Origin of the sequence: Bradyrhizobium sp. LA2.1, assembly GCF_040547725.1 — a bacterium.
Lineage (GTDB): Bacteria > Pseudomonadota > Alphaproteobacteria > Rhizobiales > Xanthobacteraceae > Bradyrhizobium > Bradyrhizobium barranii.
On sequence record NZ_JBEPQI010000017.1, the window covers coordinates 99,017 to 120,521 of the forward strand.

General features: G+C 63.4%; 20 protein-coding genes and 1 tRNA gene. 10 read left to right on the plus strand and 11 right to left on the minus strand.

Annotated features, from left to right (window positions below):
- Positions 1-65 precede the first annotated feature (65 nt).
- Positions 66-539, plus strand: a complete 474-nt coding sequence (greA, locus tag ABIB95_RS29285) for a transcription elongation factor GreA (protein WP_007596674.1) — start codon at positions 66-68, stop codon at positions 537-539.
- Between the two features lie 119 nt (positions 540-658).
- Here greA and ABIB95_RS29290 read toward each other — a convergent pair whose 3' ends face one another.
- A complete protein-coding gene (locus ABIB95_RS29290) occupies positions 659-1,138 on the minus strand; it encodes an Lrp/AsnC family transcriptional regulator (protein WP_028150670.1) in 480 nt (159 codons plus the stop codon).
- A gap of 265 nt (positions 1,139-1,403) precedes the next feature.
- Here ABIB95_RS29290 and trxB point away from each other — a divergent pair, with 265 nt between their 5' ends.
- The 5 genes from trxB (at position 1,404) to ABIB95_RS29315 (ending at position 5,447) form a co-directional block, all read left to right on the plus strand.
- The gene (gene trxB, locus ABIB95_RS29295) at positions 1,404-2,369 is read left to right on the plus strand and encodes a thioredoxin-disulfide reductase (RefSeq protein WP_063985507.1); all 966 of its coding nucleotides are present in this window, start codon (positions 1,404-1,406) and stop codon (positions 2,367-2,369) included.
- A gap of 5 nt (positions 2,370-2,374) precedes the next feature.
- Positions 2,375-3,298 (plus strand): LysR family transcriptional regulator, encoded by a 924-nt coding sequence (locus ABIB95_RS29300; RefSeq protein ID WP_027534296.1) that lies wholly within the window; start codon positions 2,375-2,377, stop codon positions 3,296-3,298.
- A 464-nt stretch (positions 3,299-3,762) separates the two neighbouring features.
- Positions 3,763-4,671, plus strand: a complete 909-nt coding sequence (locus ABIB95_RS29305; RefSeq protein WP_354244448.1) for a 4-hydroxy-tetrahydrodipicolinate synthase family protein — start codon at positions 3,763-3,765, stop codon at positions 4,669-4,671.
- Between the two features lie 115 nt (positions 4,672-4,786).
- The gene (locus ABIB95_RS29310) at positions 4,787-4,957 is read left to right on the plus strand and encodes a hypothetical protein (RefSeq protein WP_155257868.1); all 171 of its coding nucleotides are present in this window, start codon (positions 4,787-4,789) and stop codon (positions 4,955-4,957) included.
- Positions 4,958-5,300: 343 nt separating this feature from the next.
- A complete protein-coding gene (locus ABIB95_RS29315; RefSeq protein ID WP_014492080.1) occupies positions 5,301-5,447 on the plus strand; it encodes a hypothetical protein in 147 nt (48 codons plus the stop codon).
- Positions 5,448-5,522: 75 nt separating this feature from the next.
- Here the strand turns inward: ABIB95_RS29315 and ABIB95_RS29320 are convergent, their stop codons facing one another.
- Positions 5,523-6,200: an AAA family ATPase gene (locus tag ABIB95_RS29320; RefSeq protein ID WP_028150667.1), complete on the minus strand. Its 678-nt coding sequence runs from the start codon at positions 6,198-6,200 to the stop codon at positions 5,523-5,525.
- Between the two features lie 432 nt (positions 6,201-6,632).
- Positions 6,633-6,968: a hypothetical protein gene (locus tag ABIB95_RS29325; RefSeq protein ID WP_354244451.1), complete on the minus strand. Its 336-nt coding sequence runs from the start codon at positions 6,966-6,968 to the stop codon at positions 6,633-6,635.
- Between the two features lie 371 nt (positions 6,969-7,339).
- Between ABIB95_RS29325 and ABIB95_RS29330 the strand changes: the two genes are divergently transcribed.
- Complete coding sequence (locus ABIB95_RS29330; RefSeq protein WP_354244454.1) at positions 7,340-8,284, plus strand: AEC family transporter; 945 nt, start codon at positions 7,340-7,342, stop codon at positions 8,282-8,284.
- Positions 8,285-8,304: 20 nt separating this feature from the next.
- Here ABIB95_RS29330 and ABIB95_RS29335 read toward each other — a convergent pair whose 3' ends face one another.
- A complete protein-coding gene (locus ABIB95_RS29335; protein ID WP_166349334.1) occupies positions 8,305-8,892 on the minus strand; it encodes a DUF4126 domain-containing protein in 588 nt (195 codons plus the stop codon).
- A gap of 71 nt (positions 8,893-8,963) precedes the next feature.
- Between ABIB95_RS29335 and ABIB95_RS29340 the strand changes: the two genes are divergently transcribed.
- Together ABIB95_RS29340 and ABIB95_RS29345 are read left to right on the plus strand one after the other, a co-directional pair.
- Positions 8,964-9,251, plus strand: a complete 288-nt coding sequence (locus ABIB95_RS29340) for a hypothetical protein (protein WP_224516925.1) — start codon at positions 8,964-8,966, stop codon at positions 9,249-9,251.
- Positions 9,252-9,480: 229 nt separating this feature from the next.
- On the plus strand, positions 9,481-10,020 hold the full coding sequence (locus ABIB95_RS29345; RefSeq protein WP_354244458.1) for a hypothetical protein: 540 nt from the start codon (positions 9,481-9,483) through the stop codon (positions 10,018-10,020).
- 76 nt (positions 10,021-10,096) lie between these two features.
- Here ABIB95_RS29345 and ABIB95_RS29350 read toward each other — a convergent pair whose 3' ends face one another.
- The 5 genes from ABIB95_RS29350 to ABIB95_RS29370 all read right to left on the minus strand — a co-directional run bounded on the left by ABIB95_RS29350 (position 10,097) and on the right by ABIB95_RS29370 (position 14,230).
- On the minus strand, positions 10,097-11,563 hold the full coding sequence (locus ABIB95_RS29350; protein WP_354244460.1) for a tetratricopeptide repeat protein: 1,467 nt from the start codon (positions 11,561-11,563) through the stop codon (positions 10,097-10,099).
- A gap of 36 nt (positions 11,564-11,599) precedes the next feature.
- Positions 11,600-12,037, minus strand: a complete 438-nt coding sequence (locus ABIB95_RS29355; protein ID WP_135216032.1) for a hypothetical protein — start codon at positions 12,035-12,037, stop codon at positions 11,600-11,602.
- A gap of 584 nt (positions 12,038-12,621) precedes the next feature.
- Positions 12,622-13,431: a hypothetical protein gene (locus ABIB95_RS29360; RefSeq protein WP_354244464.1), complete on the minus strand. Its 810-nt coding sequence runs from the start codon at positions 13,429-13,431 to the stop codon at positions 12,622-12,624.
- 96 nt (positions 13,432-13,527) lie between these two features.
- Positions 13,528-13,604: transfer RNA gene (locus ABIB95_RS29365), tRNA-His, on the minus strand.
- 191 nt (positions 13,605-13,795) lie between these two features.
- A complete protein-coding gene (locus tag ABIB95_RS29370) occupies positions 13,796-14,230 on the minus strand; it encodes a phasin (RefSeq protein ID WP_063985516.1) in 435 nt (144 codons plus the stop codon).
- Between the two features lie 735 nt (positions 14,231-14,965).
- Here ABIB95_RS29370 and ABIB95_RS29375 point away from each other — a divergent pair.
- Positions 14,966-18,421: a PAS domain-containing protein gene (locus ABIB95_RS29375; RefSeq protein WP_354244467.1), complete on the plus strand. Its 3,456-nt coding sequence runs from the start codon at positions 14,966-14,968 to the stop codon at positions 18,419-18,421.
- Positions 18,422-18,431: 10 nt separating this feature from the next.
- On the opposite strand, the gene ABIB95_RS29380 is transcribed toward ABIB95_RS29375, so the two are convergent.
- Both ABIB95_RS29380 and ABIB95_RS29385 read right to left on the minus strand, forming a co-directional pair.
- Positions 18,432-19,985, minus strand: a complete 1,554-nt coding sequence (locus tag ABIB95_RS29380; RefSeq protein ID WP_354244471.1) for an FAD-dependent monooxygenase — start codon at positions 19,983-19,985, stop codon at positions 18,432-18,434.
- A 274-nt stretch (positions 19,986-20,259) separates the two neighbouring features.
- The gene (locus tag ABIB95_RS29385; RefSeq protein ID WP_071909594.1) at positions 20,260-21,432 is read right to left on the minus strand and encodes a thiolase family protein; all 1,173 of its coding nucleotides are present in this window, start codon (positions 21,430-21,432) and stop codon (positions 20,260-20,262) included.
- Positions 21,433-21,505: the final 73 nt, after the last annotated feature.

Genomic DNA, 21,505 nt, shown 5'->3' on the forward strand with positions numbered 1-21,505 from the left:
CTGACGAATCAAGGTTGCCGCGCCCTCTGTTTTCGTGGGCGCGCGATCGAAGGACGAGAGAAGAGATGGAAAAGGTTCCGATGACAGCGGGCGGCTTTGCCGCGCTCGGGGAAGAATTGAAGAAGCGCCAGTCCGAGGACCGTCCGCGCATCATCGAGCATATTGCGGAAGCGCGCTCGCACGGCGACCTGTCGGAGAACGCGGAATATCATGCCGCGAAGGAAGAGCAGTCCCACAATGAGGGCCGCATCGCCGAGCTCGAGGACAAGCTCGCGCGCGCCGATATCATCGATATTTCCAAGCTGTCCGGCGACACCATCAAGTTCGGCGCCACTGTGACGCTGGTCGACGAGGACACCGAGAAGAAGACGGTGTGGCAGATCGTCGGCGAGGTCGAGGCCGACGCCAAGAAGGGCCGCATCTCCATCACCTCGCCGCTCGCGCGCGCGCTGATCGGCAAGAAGAAAGGTTCGACCGTCGAGGTCAACGCCCCCGGCGGCGCCAAGGCGTATGAGATCACCAAGGTGGAGTGGCGGTAAGCATTTGCCGCCAGGCGCGATGATGTTTCGAAAAGGCCGCGCACTGCGCGGCCTTTTTGTTTCGGGGTATTGCGAGGGCCGTGTGCCTCTCCCCGCAAGAACCGGGAGAGGGAGAAGGCTTACCTTCTTCCCTTCACATCAAGCGGCACGGCCGCCTCGTATTTCGAATTATGCAGCACCAGCGACGTCCGCACGTTGCGGACATGCGGCGCCGCGGTCAGGTGGGTGACGAAATCCTGGAAGGTGGCCATGTCGGGCGCGACGCATTTCAGGATGAAATCGACTTCGCCCGACAGCATCCAGCATTCCCGCACCAGGGGCTCGGCGCGGACGAACTCCTCGAAGGCGCGCAAATCCGCCTCGGCCTGGCTGGACAGGTGCACCGCGGCGAACACGGTGACGTCGAAGCCGAGCTTGCGGGCGTCGAGCAGGCCACGATAGCCGTGGATATACCCCTCCTCCTCCAGCGCGCGGACGCGGCGGAGGCAGGGTGGCGGCGAGATGCCGACGCGCTTGGCCAGCTCGACATTCGTGATTCGACCGTCGGCCTGGACCTCGGTGAGAATTTTCAGGTCGATCTCGTCTAGGTTCCGCGACACGTGATTGGAACTCCTGGCCTTTGCGGCTGTATTGGTGGATTTAACGCAATCCTCATAGCCAGTCCGCAGCAATTGCGCAATTTTATTGCGCGTGCAGCGCAATCGACTTTTGTTCCCTGTTGGAAAAATCCGCCGACAGGGAATGCAATTCTTGCATAGCTCACCAGAAGGCTTAGATTAGCTCTGATATTTCAGCGCTTCCGCGAGGCCTCCCGGCACGTTCCGCACCCGCGCTGCAGATCCCCCGTGAAAGGCGTCCGTCAAAATGTCTGCCACTGTTCATGCAAAGGTCGTCATTATTGGCTCCGGCCCCGCCGGCTACACGGCGGCGATCTACGCCGCGCGCGCAATGCTCGAGCCGATCCTGATCCAGGGCATCCAGGCGGGCGGCCAGCTCACCATCACCACCGACGTCGAGAACTATCCGGGCTTCGCCGACGTGATCCAGGGCCCCTGGCTGATGGAGCAGATGGAGAAGCAGGCGGTCCATGTCGGCACCAAGATCGTCTCCGACCTGGTCACCAAGCTGGAGACTATGCAGCGGCCGTTCCGCCTCACCTGCGACAGCGGCGACGTCTATCTCGCCGACAGCGTCATCCTCGCCACCGGCGCGCAGGCGCGCTGGCTCGGGCTCCCGTCGGAAACGAAATTCCAGGGCGGTGGCGTGTCGGCCTGCGCCACCTGCGACGGCTTCTTCTACCGCAACAAGGAAGTCGTGGTGGTCGGCGGCGGCAATACCGCGGTCGAGGAAGCCCTTTACCTCACCAACCATGCCTCGCAGGTCACCATCGTGCATCGTCGCGATCATTTCCGCGCCGAACGCATCCTGCAGGAGCGTCTGTTCAAGCATCCGAAGATCAAGGTGGTCTGGGACTCAGCTGTCGACGAGATCTGCGGCACCGAGAACCCGAACAAGGTCACCCATGTCCGCCTCAAGAACGTCAAGACCGGCGCGCTCACGAACGTGAAGACCGACGGTGTCTTCATCGCCATTGGACACGCGCCGGCGACCGAGCTCGTGAAGGACCAAGTCAAGCTGAAACGGTCGGGCTATGTCGAGGTCGCCCCTAACTCGACCGCCACCTCGGTGCCTGGCCTGTTCGCCGCCGGCGACGTCGCCGACGAGACCTATCGTCAGGCCGTGACGGCTGCCGGCCTCGGCTGCATGGCAGCTCTCGAAGCCGAACGTTTCCTGGCCCTGCGCGCCAGCGAGCGCGCTGCAGCGGAATAAAGATCATGCCTCGAACACGCGACGGATTTACGGATATGGATTGGGACAAGCTGAAGGTGTTTCACGCGGCGGCGGAAGCGGGCAGCTTCACGCATGCGGGCGAGCAGCTCGGCCTGTCGCAATCGGCGGTGTCCCGCCAGGTCTCGGCACTGGAGCAGGAGCTCTCGGTCTCACTGTTCCACCGCCATGCCCGCGGCTTGATCCTCACCGAGCAGGGCGACCTGCTCTTCCGCACCGCGCATGACGTGTTCATGCAGCTGCAGGCAGCGCGCGCCAAGCTGACCGACAGCCGCGAGCGGCCGAGCGGCGACCTCAAGATCACCACCACGCCCGGCGTCGGCATCAACTGGCTGATCCCGCGGCTCGGCGAATTCACTGCGCTCTATCCGGAGATCCGGATCTCGCTGATCGTCACCGACGAGGAGCTCGACCTGTCGATGCGCGAGGCGGACGTCGCGATCCGCACCCGCAAGCCGACGCAGCCGGATCTCATCCAGCGCAAGTTGTTCGCGATGGGCTTCCACGCCTATTGCTCGCCGGATTATATCAAGCGCTTCGGCACGCCGCGCACGCTCGAGGAGCTCGACTCCCACCGCATCATCACGCTCTCCGACGGCAACTTCGCGCCGCATCTTCAGAACCGCAACTGGCTGGTCGAAGCCGGCCGCAACGGCTCTGGTCCGCGCGAGGCCTACTTCAGGGTGAACAACATCCTCGGTCTCGTCCGCGCCTGTCAGCAAGGCCTCGGCATCGCGGCTCTGCCGGACTATCTGATCGAGGAACAGAGCCGCCTGGTGCAGCTGTTCGGAGAATCGGATTCGATCCAGCTCGACACTTATTTCGTCTATCCCGAGGAGTTGAAGACGGTCGCGCGCGTGCAGGTGTTCCGCGACTTCGTGGTGAGCAAGGCGCAGCGCTGGCCTTCCTGATTTCCGCATGTCTGACATGCGACCTGAACGGTTGCTGCATGGCGCTCGTCGAGCCCATAATGTTTCCACGCTGAGCCTTCGCGTTGCGCATTTGTCCCCCTCCTCCAGTGGCGCGGGAGTTCAGTAATCCCTCTTGGAAGGTGATTGTGTCGGCCTCACGTGGCCAATACCTTAAGCCGGGCTCGCTTGAGCCCGGCTTTTTTTCTGTCCCATTCGGGTTTCACGTTCCGCGTGTATTGACAGTTCCACGTACACCCCGCATCATTTGCGAATGATCACGAAGTCGTGCGCAATCTCGTTCAAGGCAGTCGCCTCGAAAAAAGGCCCCCATCCGGGGACCTCGGATTTTTGCGCGCGCTAACACAGCTTCGTCATCGCAAGCAAATCCCGAAACCCCGCCGCCTGGACGGGGTTTTTTCATGTGCCCTCCGTCTCAGGTTTTTTTCCCGAGAAGGAGATGGAACATGACCGGTCTACAAGATCATTTGCACGGACTCTGGCTGCCGCTGGTGACGCCGTTTCGCGACGGTGCTCTCGACGAGAGGTCGCTGCGACGGCTGACGCGACATTACAGCGGGCAGGCCGTCGACGGCTTCATCCTGGGGGCGACCTCAGGCGAAGGCATGACGCTGCGCGCGGCCGAGCTCGAGCGCCTCGTCGCCATCGTGCGCGACGAGATGGCGGCGGGGCGCCGCACGCTGCCGATCTGCCTCGGACTGTCGGGCGCGGACACATCGCGGCTGAAGGAACGCCTCGACGAGACCGCCGACTGGCCGATCGACGGTTATCTGATCGCGAGTCCCTATTATGTGCGGCCCTCGCAGCGCGGGCTGCTGGCTCATTTCGAAGCCCTTGCCGATCACGCGGCGTGGCCGATCGCGCTCTACAACATCCCCTATCGCACCTCGGTCAACATCACCAACCAGACGCTGCTTCGGCTTGCCGAGCATCGGAACATCGTCGGGCTGAAGGATTGCGGCGCGAACCGCGAGCAATCCATCGCGCTCCTGCGCGACAGGCCGAAGGGCTTTCGCGTGCTCACCGGCGAGGACGCGAACTACCTTGAGGCGCTCACCGACGGCGCCGACGGCGGCATCGTGCTGTCCGCCCATGTCGAGACCGCGACGTTTGCGGCCGTGTATGCCGAGGTGAAGCGAGGCAACCACGACGCCGCGCGGGCGCGCTGGCACGAGGTCGCCGAGCTGACGCGCCTGTTGTTCGCCGAGCCGAGCCCGGCGCCGGCGAAGTACTGGCTGTGGCGGTGCGGCCTCATCGACAGCCCCGAAGTGCGCCTGCCGATGGTCGAAGTGAGCAGCGAACTCGCCGCCCAGATCGACCGCGAAATCGAGCGGCGGATGAAAGTCGCCGCGTAGCGCTTCCGCTTCCTCTCTTCACACGCACGCCGCCACCCCCTTCTCCCCGTGCGGGAGAGGGAAGGCAGCGTCGTGTCCGCTCGACACCATCTCAATCCGGAAAAGAGATCGACCTATGGACATTCGTCAGTGGCGCGATGCGCTGAAGGCGGCATGGCAACGCGTTTCATATGCGAGCGAGTTATCCGACTGGCTGCGGCGCGATATCGGATTGACCGCGGATGAGGTGAAATCGCGCGCGGACTACATCGACGAGATCCGAAGGAAATACAGCGAGTGGGTTTAGCGGCGGCGCGAGTCCTTCACCCTCCCCTGGAGGGGGAGGGTCGATCGCGCGCAGCGCGAGCGGGGTGGGGTGATCTCTCCACTCGGGCACTGTTCGATGCGGAGAGACTGTCACCCCACCCCGCTACGCATTTCGCTTCGCAGCAATGCGTAGCGACCCTCCCCCTCCAGGGGAGGGTAAGAACGTGCCCCGTAGTTACCCCCGCGCGAACGCGCGCACCGCGCCGGCATGGTTAATCCGTGGTAGCACCTGTGTTCGAATGCGCCCGAAATTGCGATCCGGATTCTTAAAACATCGCGGCTATCACTGGCGCCCATAAGCGAAGAAATCGCGGGGGCGTTTTGTGAATATCCAGAATGAAGTGGCGTCGCATTACGACGCCGGACAGCAGAGCTTTACCACCGAGGACATTCTCTGGGCCGCCGGCATCTGGTCGGTGATCCTGACGCTGTCGCCGGTCATCGTGTTCTACATGCTGATGGTGGCGTAACGCATCTCCACCGGGCCAAAACGCAAAACGCGCGGACTTCCGCGCGCTTTCCGTCCGGGGAATGATTAATGAAAATTATGCCGCCTGCTTGTGCATTGCGCCGGATGCCGACGCCGTGCCGCGAATAGCCTTCACTGAACGCTCGATCGCCGCCCACAGCCTTGCGATTTCCTGGGCCGCACGGCTCTCGGCCTGATACTCGCGCGCGCCTTCGCCGTGGCTGAGCGCCATCAGCAAATCCGAACGGTTGGTGATCTGGCCGCCCCACACCGGCGCGCGGAATTTCGCCAGCGCCTCGCGGGCGATGGTGACGATCGGGCTTTCGGACTCGTCGCGGCGCGCCGGCGCACCGTTGAGCACGACCGCGTAGGGCTTGCGCGCCGCGCGGCACATCTGGATGGTTTCCTGCACCGCGTTGACGTCGAACACGCCGGGACGTGCCGGAATGACCACCATGGTCGCGTTCTTGATCGCGTCGTCGACGACGGCCGACAGGTTCGGCGGCGTGTCGATCAACACCCATTCATAACCGTCGCGCTTGGCAGCGGAGACGATGCCGCTGACCGAGTTCACCGCAGCCTTGATCGGCGGCTCGTTGGTGCCGCGCAGCTTGTGCCACAGCGTGAGCGAGCCCTGCGGATCCGCGTCCACGAGCATGACCTGCTTGCTCGCCTTGATCTGCGCGGCGAGATGTGCGGCCAGGGTACTCTTGCCCGAGCCGCCTTTACGCGATGCAAAAACAATTACGTTCATACCTCTGGCCTCCAGATTGACCCCAGATCACGAAAATGAATCACCGCGCTGATTCGGGAAAGAAAAATTTACCGGCAGTTGCCTCAGAGCCACGAAATAACAAGACGTGTTGGCTTTTGAGTCACACTGCTTCGCGCGACCAGGATACCAATCGCAACGAAACGCCCTTCACGCCGGCAATCCCACGCTTTTTCGGCAGCAACGCGGGAAAAACGGAATGCAACCTCGCCGCGCAAACCCTCTCGCGACTCTTTTCCGTCGAACGCGCTGGTAATTGTCGCAGGCGTCCGCACGGCGAGGCGAACAAAAGGAGTCCGGAGGCTGGCGCGCAGCTGATGCCGGCAACACACATGCAGGGGACACCGACGCGAAGACGCTTCGCGCTGTTGCCCTGACGCGACGAGCTTCAAAGAAAGAACGCTAGCCCCGCGCTCAGCTTTCGCTGGATTTCTTCTTCTTGGCCGCCTTCTGCGAAGGCTTGGTGCTCTTCTTGGCCGTCGGCTTGCCGGCGCGGGCTTCGCCGGGCTCGGGTCCCTGGCGGAAGAACACTTTGCACTGCGGCGAGAGCTGCGCCTTCTTCTGGATCATGCAGGCGGTGATGGCATCGACGTTCGGAACGAACTCGCCGCACAGCCGCATCGCGTCCGGCGAGCAGGCCTGCTGCTCCTCCGGCGTGTAGGCGAAGCCGGCGCCGGGATGGACCAGGACGGCCAGAGCAATGCCCGAGATCGCAGCAGCCATGGATTTTTTAAAGCGGAGCGCCGGCATCGATCCCCCCAAATGTCGAGTCGGAGGGAATAGTGGGTGAACGGCCGTTCGTTGGCAACGAGGCCTGAAGCGAAAACGGCCACCTGTGCGCTCCGGGCAACAGGCCGGTCGGTCCGGCGCGGGCCCATCCCGGCACGACGTCGCGCTATCAGGCTAAGCCTTTGGCAGGGCTGGCGAGATCGGGTCCGCGCGCGGCTTCAGCTTCGGTCCAACAAAAAAACGCGAAAACAACCCCATGCACAGTAGCCAGGCCACGGCGGCCATTTACGGATTTTACGAACTCGATTTGACTCGTCGGGCAAAACAGCGGCATGATGGCATGATCGAGAACGTGGGGTGGTCGTGTGATGTCCCCGTGAGATGAGGGGCGCATGGCCACAGTGTTGATCGTCGCGCCGGTGTTTGCCCTGATCGCGGCCGGCTATGCGTCGGTACTGTTTCGCTTCGTCTCCGAGACCGCGCACAAGGGCATCTCCGAATTCGCCTTCAGCATCGCGATTCCCGCGCTGCTGTTCCGCACCATCGTCGTGTCGGAATTCCCCGATGTCAGCCCCTACAGGATGTGGGGCGCCTATTACGGCGCGCTCGCCATCACCTGGATCGCGGCGCTGGCGCTCTCGGCATGCTTGCGCGAACGGCGCGAGGACCGCGAGGACGGCGTCGTGTTCGCGATCGGCTCGGTCTACGGCAACATCGTGATGCTCGGCATTCCGCTGGTGCTCTCGGCGCTCGGCAACGAGGCCGCAGGCCCGATGTCGCTGATCCTGTCGGTGAACACGCCGCTGCTCTGGCTCTGCGGCATCCTGCAGATGGAGCTTGTCAGCCGCAAGCGGACAGGCTCGGTCCTGTCGGTCATCCGTCCCGTGCTCGCGGACCTCGCGCGCAATCCGCTGATGCTGGCGATCGGCTTCGGCGTGGTCTGGCGTTTTACGGGGCTCGGCCTCAATCCGGTCGTCGACAGAACGATCGAGCTGCTCGCGCAGGCGGGATCGCCGGCGGCGCTGATCGCGCTCGGCATCAACCTGTTCCGGTTCGAGGTGAAGGGCGAGATGCTGAGCGTCGTGGTGATGAGCGCGCTCAAGCTCGCAGCGATGCCGGCGGCCGCGTTCGTGCTGGCCAAGCTGCTCGGTTTGCCGCCGGTCGCAGCCGGCGTGATCGTGCTGTTCGCGGCGATGCCGACCGGCGCCAACGCGTACATCTTCGCGGCCCAGTATCAGCGGCTGGTGAACCCGGTCTCGGGCGCAGTGGCGCTGGGGACGCTGCTGGCGGCGGTGACGTTGCCGGTGGTGGTGATGCTGGTGGCGGGGGTGAGGTAGCTGCACGAGCGGTCACGCGATCATCCCGGTGCATCCGTGCGAGGAGCTGACCTCCGCAAGCGCCGGATCAGACGTAGCGCCAGCCAGAGCATCAGAACGACGAGCACGAAGGCGGCAACCGGCGCAGCCAGGGCAAGAAGCGATACGAGGAGTGCACCGCCCAGTTCGGCGGTCGCAACGGTTGAGTTGCCGAGGCCAGCCGTCAGGACCGTCGATTTGGCCCGCACCGCCGCGGTGACGCCATGCACGATGCCGGCGGCGCCGCCACCCGCGACGATGGCGGCCGTCCATTTCATCATCGGCGGAAGGTCTGCCATGGTCGCCGCTGACAGGATGGCTCCGGCGATCACCGCGACAGGCGCGGCGATGACATCGAGCACATTATCCACGCCGGGAATGAAATACGCACCAACCTCCAGGAGCGCGGCCACGCCGAGCATCAGCATTGCAGCAGGTGTTCCAAGCCAAGCGAATCCGTCGCCCAAAGGAAGCGAACCCGAGTAAGCGGCCACGCTGGCAACCAGCATCGGCAGGAACACCCGGAAGCCCGTCGCGGCCGCAAGACCGACACCGAGCGCAATCGACAACGCGAGATCGGAGTTCGACATGAGATCCCCAACGATTGTTGCGCTCGAATTTCCTCGGGAAGGCCAGACGTGATGCGGCCGAGGTCATTGGGATGAGTACGGCCATCGACGCAGATCGCAATGCGCAATCAGGCTACATCGCCGAGGATGAGCAAACCAAGCCAGAAATGTTGACGCAGCCGATCACTCTGCGCATTTCTTCCGGCGCGAGATCAAAGACGAGAAGCATCTCAGTGATGGGCGCGCTCAAGCCTCTTGCGACGCCCGGTGGTCGCGTTCGTGCTGGTCAAACTGTTAAACCCACCGCCGACCGCAGCCGGCGCGATCGAGCGTTCGCGGCGATGCCGACCGGCGCGAACGCGTACATCTTCGCGGCCTAGTATCAGCGGCGGGTGAACCCGGTGTCGGGCGCGGTGGCGCTGGGGACGCTGTTGGCGGCGGTGACGTTGCTGGTGGTGGTGATTGTGCTGCACTAGCTTTGGCAGAGCCTTCGGGCAAGCTGCGGACGCACTCTCAGACATCCGTAGAATTTGCACTACGCGCACAACCGGGGATTGCCAAATAAGTTCGCCTGCACCAAGCTATCCAAATTCACCTTTGGAGGTCACCATGCCCGACGTGCAGGCGCCGCTATGGGAAGCAATTCGAGACCTAGTTCCTGAATTGACAAAATGGTGGACGGACCGCCCCAAGAGACGGGTGGCCAGCGCAGCGGCAGACCTGATGTTTTGGCCAGATGGAATGTTGGCAGAACTTGAAAAGATCGCCCAAGGGAATGCCACGAAGAAAGATATAACGGCGCTCAGGCGAAAGCTTACAGAGTCCCAAAGCCGTGTGGACGAGATAATTCGTGATCTCAATGATAGCCGCGACGTACTTCGCGATCGCCCAGATGGGCTTGCGGTCATTGCTCAGATAAACGGACTTCTCCACGAAAGTCGCGGCAACACAAAGCTCGTGCTGCGACAGGACATCTTGTCCCTGCTAGATGCCTACGCAAGCAGATCAAAGCCTCGAAAGAAAAAGAAGACGAAGAAGGAGTTGCAGGAACAGGAAAGCCTCGCAACCCGAGCCTTAGTAATCTGCAACAGCATCGAAGCGTTCAATGCCGCCGTTCGACGCTTACACCGCTTTGTTTTTGAACCCTGATCAACCGCATAAGCTTCACGACCATCTAATAGGGAAGGCACTTGCCTGCTGTGCTCCGGCTCCCAGAGCTTCTTCTCTATTCTGGCAGCCCTGCCTGCCGTAGCGCGCTGTTCATCTTCTCGATGTATTCGGGCTGAAAGCAGAACATTCGATAATAACTGTCGGCCTCGCGAATGGTGAAATCTGGGCGCAATTTCAGCAGCTTTCCGACCTCCGCCTTGGCCTCATCGAACCGACCGAGAAACGGCAGCGCGTACGCCTGATCGAGATGACTGAGCCAAAAACCCTCAAGGTAGGCGTGCCGGAAATCCTCAAGCGCCTGTTGATATTCGCCTTTCCACCAGTGTCGCTTTGCGGGCGCTAACCACCAAGCAAACGAGGCATTGGGACCCGCCAAGCGAATGGCCTTTTCGGCCATTGCGGTCCCGTCATCCCAGTCCCCCATGAAGGCGAGCCACATACCTCCTGAGAGGGTTCGCGCATCGTTGGAATTGAGCGCGAGGGCCTTTTCCAATTCTTGTCGGTACAGGTGGATTTGACATTTGGTACTCATCGCCAGAGCGTAGGTTCTTTGAGCGAACGCATCGTCGGGTGCAAGCTCAACGGCCCGTGTCGCGCCCCGTAAGATTTCCTCGTTCAAATACAGACGCTTATCGGTGTGTTGAATTTGGTCGGAAGGTAGACCGATCCCCATGCTTCTTTGGTTAAAAAGAACAGTGGCGCGTGCTGACCACGCGAATGCGTTATTCGGCTGTCGCTCGGTAAGTCGCTTGGAGCACTCTAACGCTTTCAGAATTGCGGATGACAATCCACGTACAGACCCGACTACCGCATGAACAATACATTCATATGGACTGAGTTCGAAGACCGGCTTGTTCTGGGATTGCGAGTAATCTGCGTTCATAATTGCGCCGGGGTAGCCACCAATCTGCACGGCGGCGGCGTCGCCAATTTCGTACGCGGACGTTTCCGTTTGCACGCCTTCGGCATTCGCATCGAAGGACTTCGACCAAATCTCTGTACCAGTGCGCAGGTCCGAAACGTGGATATTCGCGCGAGCACCGCCGCCCAATGGGTGAACCTCACCGCTCACCAGATAGTCGACTTGCGCCTTCCGGGCCGCTTTGGTGGCATCATCACCTTCCTTTAGAAAGTTTGCAGCGGTTGCGCGCGGTATCACTCGCAAAGTGCTGAACCTCCCGAGGGAGGATGCAAGTTGTTGGGTTACCCTGTCGGCAAACGAACCAAGCCCCGGCGCGGCAATGGGGCTCGAAACAGGCAATACAGCTACTGAAGGCCCCTTCGAGACGATCAGACCGGTGGACGCGGCAGTCGTGGTCGTGGTCGTATCTCTGCCGACGTGGCTGTGCAAAATGTCCCACGCGTGCCAGTAGCCCGCGAGCCCGCCGACCACAGCACCAACCGCAGCAACGGACGCAATGATCGCGCCGAGTTTCCCAAGGCGAAGACGCAGACGAGTGGAGAACGATGCGGATTTGCTATCGTTCAACTTCGGAGCGTCGTTTAGGGGCGTGTCTGCCACCGTCCACCGTTCCTCCGAACGTCAACCTTTGGAAAGTTACAACCAGGTTGCAAAGCTGTCCATATAAGGGCCTTCGTGGTAGCTATCGGGCGCCTCGGGGTAGATGACCTTCCACACGAGATGGTCACCGAACTCCCGCCAGTATTTCGCGGGACCAGGATTGGCCTCGTGCTGCTTCACGAACCAAACGTACCAGCGCCCAGCGAGCGCTATAGCGTTAAGCCGGGTGAGAGGCTGGCCTTCGCCATTCCTATGCGCCCGTAATGCAGCGATACGGGTCTCAATCTCAGCTAACCACTCGCCGTGCTGTGACTTCGCAAAGGGGATTGGCGTCCCGCTCGGTATCCGAAGCTGAGCTTCCCAGCGCACCCCATACAAGCGCCCATAGTCGTCGCGCACATCGGCCGGGATACCTTTTCGAGCGATAAAGCCGCCACCCTTCGCTCGAACTAACTCAACCATCCGCAATGCCATTTGTAGCGCCTTTTGTATTTTAGGCGGCGCAAATACATCAGGCCTATCAGTAAGTTGCTGGGAAAGCGGACTTATCCGCAACGGTGGTACAGTTGGGTGGGCTCGAACCACCGACCTCCTGTTCCCACAGACAGCGCCGAAGGGTCGACACGGGTTCGCTCAACTGTCAATCACAGGAGGCCTGCCACACGCAAAAGCCGCCAAGGTCTCCCTCGACGGCTCGTGCCGTTGCGTTTGCGTAGAGGTACTGTGTCGAGCGGTGCTCGAACGCAGCCCGTACTCGCTCTTATTGGACGCACGCGACCTTCAATGAGGGCCGGTGGGTGCGTTGCCAGTGTGCCGGGCCAACGATCCCCGATCCCTATGAGATGTGACTGGCGGCGATGCTCTTCAAGCGAGCACTGCTGTCCCATTCGATGAAATGGCAAAGCGCGTTTTCAATTGAGCACACTTCGATCATCATCAGCAATCAAGGTCAGCAACTGATCCACCACAACCCGGATACACGTTTCGAAACTCGTATCGGTGATGATTTCGCCGAGGGCGGAAGGGGTCTAGCGGCCTTAAAACGTGCGCCCGGCGTTCTACATGCTAGGCCTTCCGGAGCTAGGTCGGAGGGACCACTCTCGCTGCATCTCAAGGAAAACGGCCCGCCAACGGGTCACCGTCTTCGGCGCCGGCTTTGTTGCAAGCACGAAAGCCTCAAAAAGCTCCCAGCAACTCACACTGGGCGAGCGCGGCGCCCCGCCTGCGAACGGCGGGAAGGTATCGGGCCTCTCGTCACGGGCGTAGTCGCCATTCGCGCGCTTCTCCAATAGCTGGATTGCGGGCAACAGATTGTCGCTGACAGCGTCCACGAACAGCGCATGCGCGGTAAGGTTCAACGCCTTCCCCTCGTTGGCGAGGAAGGTTGCGACCCGCGCCAATTCGGCAATCTGCGGCCTCACGGCTTCCCGCACCTCTGGGTCATATTGCCAATCTGCGTGAGGGTCGGACCCTGGATCCTCTTCGTACTCGTCAGGCGCCTCTGGGCGGATCACATTCCACACGACGTGATCGCTGAAGTCCCGCCAGTACTTTGGCTTCCCTGGATCGGCCTCGTGCTGCTTCACGAACCAGTTGTACCAACGGCCCGCAAGCGCGATTGCGTTGAGCTTGGTGAGTGGTTGACCCTCGCCATTCCTTTGGGCTCGCAGGGTCGCGATGCGGGTTTCGACCTCGGCCTCCCACTCTCCGAGGCGGGCCTTGGCTTCGTGCTTAGGCGTACCGGCCGGAAGCTTGAGGTGCGCCTCGCGCTTGTGCCCATAGAGCCGTTGGTAGTCCTCGCGTACGTCCTCGGGGACGCCCTTACGGGCGAACCACCGACCATCTGCGGCTCGATTCAACGCGACCATTCGCAACGCCATTTGTGCAGCCTTTTGTATTTTAGGCGGCGCAAATCCTGCTGGTCTATCAGTAAGATGCTGGGAACGCGGTGTTATCCGCAATCTTGGTACAGTTGGGTGGGCTCGAACCACCGACCTCCTGTTCCACAGACAGGCGCTCTAACCAACTGAGCTACAACTGCATCCTTGCGAGCCGCCTTGGGCGCCTGGACGGGCCGTCGACCTAAGGGGGGCTGGACGGGGCGGAAACTAGGTGCAACGGGCGTTTTTGGCAAGGCCGCAAAACCCGAGAATCGCGCTTCCGACGAGGTTATTTCCAAAGCAAAACCCGGGCTCTAGGCCCGGGTTTCTTAATTTAAACCAGCCGGCCTGATCAGGCGGCGGGCTTGTAGAACTTCGAGGCAGAGGCCTTGATCGGCTCGACGGTCTCGGCCGCGACGCGCTGGGTCAGCTCGGCCAGCTCCTTGGCCTGGGACTGGAAGGTCTCGAGCTGGGTGCGGGTGTGGCCGGTCCACAGCTCCAGCGCTTCCGCCGGCGACTTGAGGCCGAACAGCTGCTGGGCGAAGTCCAGCTGGGCGCTGGTGTTGGCCTTCATGAACTCCACCAGCTTGGCGGTGTACTCGCTCGCGCCCTTGTTGGCGGAGGTGAACACGGCCTCGACGGTGCCGTTGTGGGTCTCGGCCGCGTCCTTGAACTTGGCGTAGCTCTCGCGGGCCTGCGACACGCCCTTTTCGGCGAACGCACGCATCTGCTCGGGAACCTCGAACGGAATGATCGAGGCAGAAAACGGATCAGTCGCACCTGTCATGATGTCCCTCACGATAAAGAAAAAATGGAGTGAGCCTTCTGGCGCCCCCGCCGGCCCCGACCTAGGCCTCAAATTCAGCGGGAACGAACACTGGAACGCGATGGCTCGCCCAGCGCGCATCACTATTGCTGCCTAAGATGTCAACATTGTGCAACGCAAACGTGATCCGGGCTGCGCCGCGAAATTTAATCGCGGTCAGGATGATGGTTCCGCCTGAGGGAACCCTGGGTTGAGGTAGTCTGGTGCCGGAAATTTGGTGACGGCGGCGCCTTTGCCCTCCCCTGGAGGGGTCGAGACGAGCGGAGCTCGCTCGGGGGTCGATCGCGCGTAGCGCGAGCGGGGTGGGGTGATCTCTCCCCTCGGGCACCGCGTCTGCAGAACCACTGTCACCCCACCTCGGTTCGCATTGCGCTTCGCTCCATGCGAACCGATCCTCCCCCTTCAGGGGAGGATGGGCACCTGTGATGCCGCGCCAGCCTTCCCTTTCGGCCAGATCTCCCTGCTTCGGCTTGGCTGTATCCATCGCCACGCGGCTGGCCCGCGAATCCTGCGGATGCCGTTGGGCTGCGGCTTGCGGGGGCGGCTACATTAAGGTTATCGCGGCTTTAGGCTTGGCCGTGTAGACCGGAGCCGTGGACCTGCCTGCGCCTGCGCGCGATACTAACCCTTTCTTAAGGCTGTCATTCCGGCAGCCTTGCACCCTGATGCTACCAAGCGAGACTTGAAGCCGGTCGGATGACGAGTTCGGATTTCCAGTTGCGAGGCGTGGGCGATCCCCGGCTGGCCGTGCACGCGACCTCCCCGCTGCCCGCCTGGCTCTGGTCGATCGACGGCACGCGCGTGCTCTGGGCCAATCCGGTCGGTGCAAAGCTGTTCGGCACGGCTAATGCCACAGCGCTTGCGGACAGGACCTTCGGCCCGGCCGACAGCCATCGCCGCCAGGTCGCCCGGCTCGCGCGCCGGCTGGCGCCGAACGGCGCGATCAGGCTCGAACGGCTGCACGGCTTCGGCGCCCGCTTGGGCATGCTGATGACCTGCGCCTGCGCCCGCCTCGACTTCGCCGATGGGAGCTCCGGCGTGCTCGTCACCGCGATGGATCCGACGCTGCGCTCCATGCCGCTGGTCGAACGCCTGCATCGTCTCGTCGAGGGCGCCAAGGTGCCGATGGCGGCGTTCGCGCCCGACGGCCTGTTCGTCGGCGCCAGCGAAGCCGCCCGCTCCCTGCTCGGCTTCCGCGATCTCGGCGATGCCGGGCTCGACCAGGCCCGCAGCGATGCGCTGATGAAAGGCCGCGCCGAGACGCCGATCGGAATCGGCCAGATGGTGCTGCAACGGGTCGGCGTCGGCGCCGATGTCGGTCTTGTCGCGCTGATCGAGCCGGCCGCCCGGCAGGCGGCGCCCGCTGCCGAAGAGAACGTCGCGCGCGAACAAGACGCTCAGCCCGCACCTGAGGCTCCGCCGCCGGTCCCTCCGGCCGCGGCGCCGGACCAAGCGCAGCCTGCGCAGTCGAACGAGGCTGCATCCGAAATCGCGCTGTTCGACGCCTTCGCCGAGCCGGTCGATACGCCGGCTCCGACCGAGACCGCCCCGCCATCAGCGACGATCGCGGACGTAGTCGCCGCGAGCGACGCGATGCCGGAGGTCGTCACGATCTCGGAGGCGGCCGAAGCGCCTGTCCAGGAAACTGTCAGCGAAGCAGTCGACGCCGCGCCCAAAACTCCGGTTGAAAACCCGCGAGAGGCCATTGTGTCGCCGCAGGCCGCGCCGATCACCTCACACATGGTCGAACCGCCGCCAGCGGAGCCGTCCGCACCGCGTCAGCATCCGCTGCGCTTCCTGTGGCAGGTGGATGCGGGGGGGCGCTTTGTGCTCGGCTCAGACGAGTTCATCCACCTGATCGGTGCGCACACCGCCGCCGGCTTCGGCCGCCCCTGGTGCGAGATTGCTGACGAGTTTGCGCTCGATCCTGATGACCGCGTGGCGCAGGCGCTTGCAAGCCACGACACCTGGGCCGGGATCACCGTGAACTGGCCGGCCGATGGCGGCGAGCATCTGCCGGTCGAGCTCGCGGGCCTGCCGGTCTACGACCGCGAGCGCAATTTCGCGGGCTTCAAGGGCTTTGGCGTCTGCCGCGATCTCGACGGGCTGAACCGGCTCGATGCGCTCAGGCGCTTTGAGCTGCTCGCCGCGCCGCCCGCACAGCACGGCCTCTCCGCCGATGTTGTCGAGCCCGATCCCGAGCCGGAGCCCGTGGCGGAGGCACCGCCGCCGCCGAGCGAGCCGCGCGCGCCCGAGCCTGAGCCTGAGCCTGAGCCGACACCTGAACCCGAACTGCCCGAACCCGTAGCCGACGCGAATTCACACCCAACCGATCCGGAAACACCAGTGGAAACGCCTCCCAATGTCGTGCCGTTCCGCCCGCCCGGCGATGCGCGATCGCCGACGCTGACTCCGGTCGAGAACAGCGCGTTCAACGAGCTTGCCCGGCAATTGTCCGAGCGACTCGAACGCGAACGCGAGACGATCGCCGCCGTCGCCGCCGAGCCGCCGACGGCGGACACCACGCCCGAACCGCCGATGCCGGAGCCCGAGGCGCCGCACGCGCCGGCCGAATGGCTGACCGAACCGGCGCCGCCCGCGCAGGGCCACAGCGTGCGCGACCGCGCACTGCTCGATTTGCTGCCGACGGGCATTTTGATCTACCGGCTCGACCGGCTGCTCTACGCCAACCCCGCCTTCCTCGTGCGCATGGGCTATTCCAGCCTGGGCGCGCTCGAGGATGCCGGCGGGCTCGATGCGCTCTATGTCGAGCCGGGCGTGTCGTCGGCGAGCAGCACGTCGCAAGCCGGCACGCCGGTGACGATCAGCGCGACGGTGGCGAACGGCGAAGAGCCGCTTCCGACCACCGAAGCGCATCTGCACACGATCGACTGGGACGGCGCGAGCGCGCATGCGCTGATCTGCGCGCTGCCGCAAGCGGCGCCCGTCGTTGCTGCGCCAGTCATCGCGCCGCCTGTCGTCGTCGAACCCGTCGTCGCGGAATCCTTCCCCTACGCGCCCGAACTCGAACCCGAGGCCGGCGATGCCGACGCCCAGGATCTCGCCGCGATCCTCGACACCACCGCCGAGGGCATCGTCATGTTCGATGCCGAAGGCAACATCCACGCCTGCAACCGCAGCGCGGAAGCGCTGTTCGGCTACGACGGCGAAACGCTGATGCAGCGGAACCTGGTGACGCTGTTCGCGCCGGAGAGCCAGCAAATCGTGGTCGACTATCTCGAAAGCCTCAAGAGCCAGGACATCGCGAGCCTGCTCGACCACGGCCGCGAGGTGCTGGGGCGCGAGAAGAAGGGCGGCGTCATTCCGCTCGCCATGATCATGGGCCGCACCAGGCCCGACGGCCCGAACTTCTTCGCCGTGTTCCGCGACCTCTCGCAGAGCAAGAAGGGCGAGAGCGAGCTCAAGAACGCCCGCCGTCTCGCCGACGGCGCTGCGAACGCCAAGGCCGACATGCTGGCGCGGATCAGCCACGAGATCCGCACGCCGCTCAACGCCATCATCGGCTTCGCCGAGGTGATGATCTCCGAGCGCTTCGGCACGCTCGGCAACGAGCGCTACGGCGAATACATGAAGGACATCCGCGCCTCCGGTGAGCGCGTCATCACCATCATCGACGATCTGCTGGAGCTGTCGCGGATCGAGACCGGCAAGCTCGATCTCAATTTCGCCAACCTCAATCTCAACGATCTCGTCGAAGCCTGCGTCACGGTGATGCAGCCGCAGGCCAACCGCGAGCGCATCATCATCCGCACCTCGCTCGGGCATGCGCTGCCGCAGGTGAGCGCGGACGCGCGCGCGATGCGGCAGATCACCATGAACCTGATCTCGAACTCGATCCGGCTCGCCAGCGCCGGCGGACAGGTCATCGTCTCGACCGCGCTCACCGACCGCGGCGAGATTGCCCTGCGCATCCGCGACACCGGCCATGGCCTGAGCGAGCGCGAGGTCGCCGCCGCGATGGAGCCGTTCCGCACGCCACCGCCCGGCGATGCCGCGGACAGTTCGGCGCTGAGCCTGTCATTGACCAAGGCCCTGGTCGAAGCCAACCGCGCCCAGTTCAACATCAAGAGCGCGGGCAATTCCGGCACGCTGATCGAGGTTGTGTTCGCACCGGCCCTGGCGAAAGCTTAAGCGACGGCGCTCAGGGACATTCGCGCGCCGCTGTGGAATCGTCGAACCATCGCGACGCGGCCTGAGCGGCCTCCTCATGGTCGGGTGCACCGTCACTGGCCCAGGCGACAATGCCATCGGGGCGCACCAGCACGGCGCTCAGGCCCAGCCGATCCTTAGGCTCATCCGCGACATAATCGATCCGGCCACCCCAGCGGCTTGCAATCGCTTGAAACGGTGCGCGAGCGTCGAAGTCCAGCAATATCCCTCTTGCTGTCCTGAGGCGTTCTCCAACCGTCGTCCCGTCGCGCAACTCGAAATCCGGCGCGCTCCGTCCCATCAGCGGATGGCTGCCACCGAGATCGTAGCGGAGCGAAACGCCGCGCACGCGCTCGGCGAAATAGGTCGCACCGTCCCGTGTCTCGATGAGATCGCGAATGATGGCTTGGAGCGCGCGGGTGCTCGGTGTCGGCCGCATGATCGCGACCTGCGCGCGCGACCAGTCGAGGATTTGCGCGCCCACAGGATGCCGCTCGCGCGAATAGCTGTCGAGGAGATCGGCCGGTGCTTGCCTGCGGATCGTCGCCGCCAGTTTCCAGCCCAGGTTCATCGCATCGCCGAGACCGAGATTGAGGCCCTGGCCGCCCAGCGGCGAGTGGATGTGAGCAGCGTCGCCCGCGAGGAGCACCCGCCCTCTGCGATACGTGGTTGCCTGATGGGCCCGATCCGTCCAGGTGGCGGCGAGCCGAAGCGCCGTGACGGTGACGTCGGTGCAGGAGACGCGACGCAGGACGCTCTGCACATGCTCGCGCGTGATCGGCTCGGTCCGGTGGAAAGCTCCGCCGTCGAAATCGACCATCGCGATCGTCCCGGGCTGCGCATAGGTATACATGCCGGCGAGCGTGTAGTTGCGGCCGTGACGAAGCTTGTCCGGATCGGCCAGCTCGACATCGATGGAATAGCCCGTGAACTCGGGGTCGGTGCCGACGAAGTCAAAGCCGCCAGTCTTGCGTACCGTGCTGCGGGCGCCGTCGCATCCGACAAGCCAGCGTGCCCGGAAGGTCTCGCCGGCCGCCTGCACTGTCACGTCTTCGCTCGAGGCGACAACGGCATTCACGCCAAAACCGCGCCGGATCTCGACGCCCATGCTGCATGCGCGCGCAGCCAGAACGGATTCAAGCGTTTCCATATCGACGGCGAGGTTGGCATCGGCCGACGTTGGCAGACGCCAGGACCACTTCGTGACATCGATGTTGTCCTGATAGAACTGGATGCCGGCGAAATGACCCGCGGGCCGTCGCGTCTGCTGCATCCAGTGGGCTGCGCTCTTGATCGCGCCTGAGGCAAGCTGCTGCGCGGCCACGATCTGTTCCAGCAGGCCGCGCCGGTGAAAGGCCTCGAGTGTGGGGATCGAAAGACCGCGCAGGCCAAACGGGAGTTGCTTCAGGGCCGAATGCGAATCTTGCGATTGCTCCAGCACCAGAACCTGGAGACCAGCGAGCCGCAACTCGCACGCGAGAAACAGGCCGACGGGACCGGCACCGGCAATGACGACGTCGTATGGATTCGAAGATTGATCGTGCATGGGACGCTCCTGAGGTCGATGTTCGACCGGAGCGTTCCCTGGGCTTGAGAATCACACGGACGAACGATTGGGCGCCCTGGTGGCGTCCGATGTTCGTCGCGGGGATCTCGTGCACAAGGCCAAAGAGCAGAGCTTTCGTTACCGAAAGGATTTGGGCTTACCAGACCAAATCTGCCTTTTCCGACACGAGCTGTATAGTTTCGTGACGATCGATCTGCAACGAAAAAGGCACGGCGCTTGCGGCGCCGTGCCTTTCACATTCATGTGGCTTATCTCAGCTGTAGATCTCGAACAGGCCGGCGCCGCCCTGGCCGCCGCCGATGCACATGGTCACGACGCCCCACTTGGCCTTGCGGCGCGCACCTTCCTGGAGGATGTGGCCGGTGAGACGCGCGCCGGTCATGCCGAAGGGATGACCGATCGCGATCGAGCCGCCATTGACGTTGTACTTGGCGGGATCGATGCCGAGCTTGTCGCGCGAGTAGAGGCACTGGCTGGCGAAGGCCTCGTTGAGCTCCCACAGATCGATGTCGTCGATCTTCAGGCCGGTGCGCTTCAGCAGCTTCGGGATCGCGAACACCGGGCCGATGCCCATCTCGTCGGGCTCGCAGCCGGCCGTTGCCCAGGCGACGAAGCGGCCGAGCGGCTTGAGGCCGCGCTTCTCGGCATCCTTGGCTTCCATCAGCACCACCGCGGCGGCGCCGTCCGAGAGCTGGCTGGCATTGCCGGCGGTGACGAACTTACCGGGGCCCTTCACCGGCTCGAGCTTGGCTAGGCCTTCCAGCGTGGTCTCGGGGCGATTGCACTCGTCGCGATCGACGACGTAGTCGACGATCGATTCCGCCTTGGTCGCCTTGTCGACGACCTTCATCCTGGTCTTCATCGGGACGATCTCGTCCTTGAACTTGTTCGCCTGCTGGGCCGCGGCCATGCGGCGCTGCGATTCCAGCGAGAACTCGTCCTGGTATTCGCGGCTGAGCTTGTAGCGCTCGGCGACGATGTCGGCGGTGTCGATCATCGCCATGAAGATATCGGGCGCGACCTTGAGCAGCTCCGGATCGATCGATTCCTTCGGCGAGCCGCCGCCCGGGATCGAGATGCTCTCGACGCCGCCGGCAACGATGCAGTCGGCGCCGTCGGAGCGGATCGAGTTGGCGGCCATCGCGATGGTCTGCAGGCCCGACGAGCAGAAGCGGTTCACGGAGACGCCGGCCGTGGTCGTCGGCAGGCCCGCGAGCAGCGCGGCCTGACGGCCGATGTTCGGCGCGCCATGGGCGCAATTGCCGAGATAGCAATCCTCGACATAGTCCTTCTCGACGCCGGCGCGGTCGACCGCGTGCTGGATGGCGTGGGCCGCGAGCGACATCGGCGGCGTGATGTTGAACCCGCCGCGGCCGGACTTGGCGAGGCCCGTGCGTGCATAGGAAACGATGACGGCTTCACGCATTGTCTTCTCCCTTTCGAACATTGGTACGGAGGCATTGGTACGAGGCGTTCTTGGGCGCCATTGGTACACAAAG

Coding starts and splice junctions, on each gene's coding strand:
- ABIB95_RS29360 (WP_354244464.1), bottom strand. CDS start 13,431: ATGGTCGCGTTGAATCGAGCCGCAGATGGTCGGTGGTTCGCCCGTAAG.
- ABIB95_RS29380 (WP_354244471.1), bottom strand. CDS start 19,985: ATGCACGATCAATCTTCGAATCCATACGACGTCGTCATTGCCGGTGCC.
- ABIB95_RS29335 (WP_166349334.1), bottom strand. CDS start 8,892: ATGTCGAACTCCGATCTCGCGTTGTCGATTGCGCTCGGTGTCGGTCTT.
- ABIB95_RS29345 (WP_354244458.1), top strand. CDS start 9,481: ATGCCCGACGTGCAGGCGCCGCTATGGGAAGCAATTCGAGACCTAGTT.
- ABIB95_RS29305 (WP_354244448.1), top strand. CDS start 3,763: ATGACCGGTCTACAAGATCATTTGCACGGACTCTGGCTGCCGCTGGTG.
- trxB (WP_063985507.1), top strand. CDS start 1,404: ATGTCTGCCACTGTTCATGCAAAGGTCGTCATTATTGGCTCCGGCCCC.
- ABIB95_RS29385 (WP_071909594.1), bottom strand. CDS start 21,432: ATGCGTGAAGCCGTCATCGTTTCCTATGCACGCACGGGCCTCGCCAAG.
- greA (WP_007596674.1), top strand. CDS start 66: ATGGAAAAGGTTCCGATGACAGCGGGCGGCTTTGCCGCGCTCGGGGAA.
- ABIB95_RS29325 (WP_354244451.1), bottom strand. CDS start 6,968: ATGCCGGCGCTCCGCTTTAAAAAATCCATGGCTGCTGCGATCTCGGGC.
- ABIB95_RS29370 (WP_063985516.1), bottom strand. CDS start 14,230: ATGACAGGTGCGACTGATCCGTTTTCTGCCTCGATCATTCCGTTCGAG.
- ABIB95_RS29310 (WP_155257868.1), top strand. CDS start 4,787: ATGGACATTCGTCAGTGGCGCGATGCGCTGAAGGCGGCATGGCAACGC.
- ABIB95_RS29320 (WP_028150667.1), bottom strand. CDS start 6,200: ATGAACGTAATTGTTTTTGCATCGCGTAAAGGCGGCTCGGGCAAGAGT.
- ABIB95_RS29355 (WP_135216032.1), bottom strand. CDS start 12,037: ATGGCATTGCGGATGGTTGAGTTAGTTCGAGCGAAGGGTGGCGGCTTT.
- ABIB95_RS29340 (WP_224516925.1), top strand. CDS start 8,964: ATGAGTACGGCCATCGACGCAGATCGCAATGCGCAATCAGGCTACATC.
- ABIB95_RS29375 (WP_354244467.1), top strand. CDS start 14,966: ATGACGAGTTCGGATTTCCAGTTGCGAGGCGTGGGCGATCCCCGGCTG.
- ABIB95_RS29300 (WP_027534296.1), top strand. CDS start 2,375: ATGCCTCGAACACGCGACGGATTTACGGATATGGATTGGGACAAGCTG.
- ABIB95_RS29330 (WP_354244454.1), top strand. CDS start 7,340: ATGGCCACAGTGTTGATCGTCGCGCCGGTGTTTGCCCTGATCGCGGCC.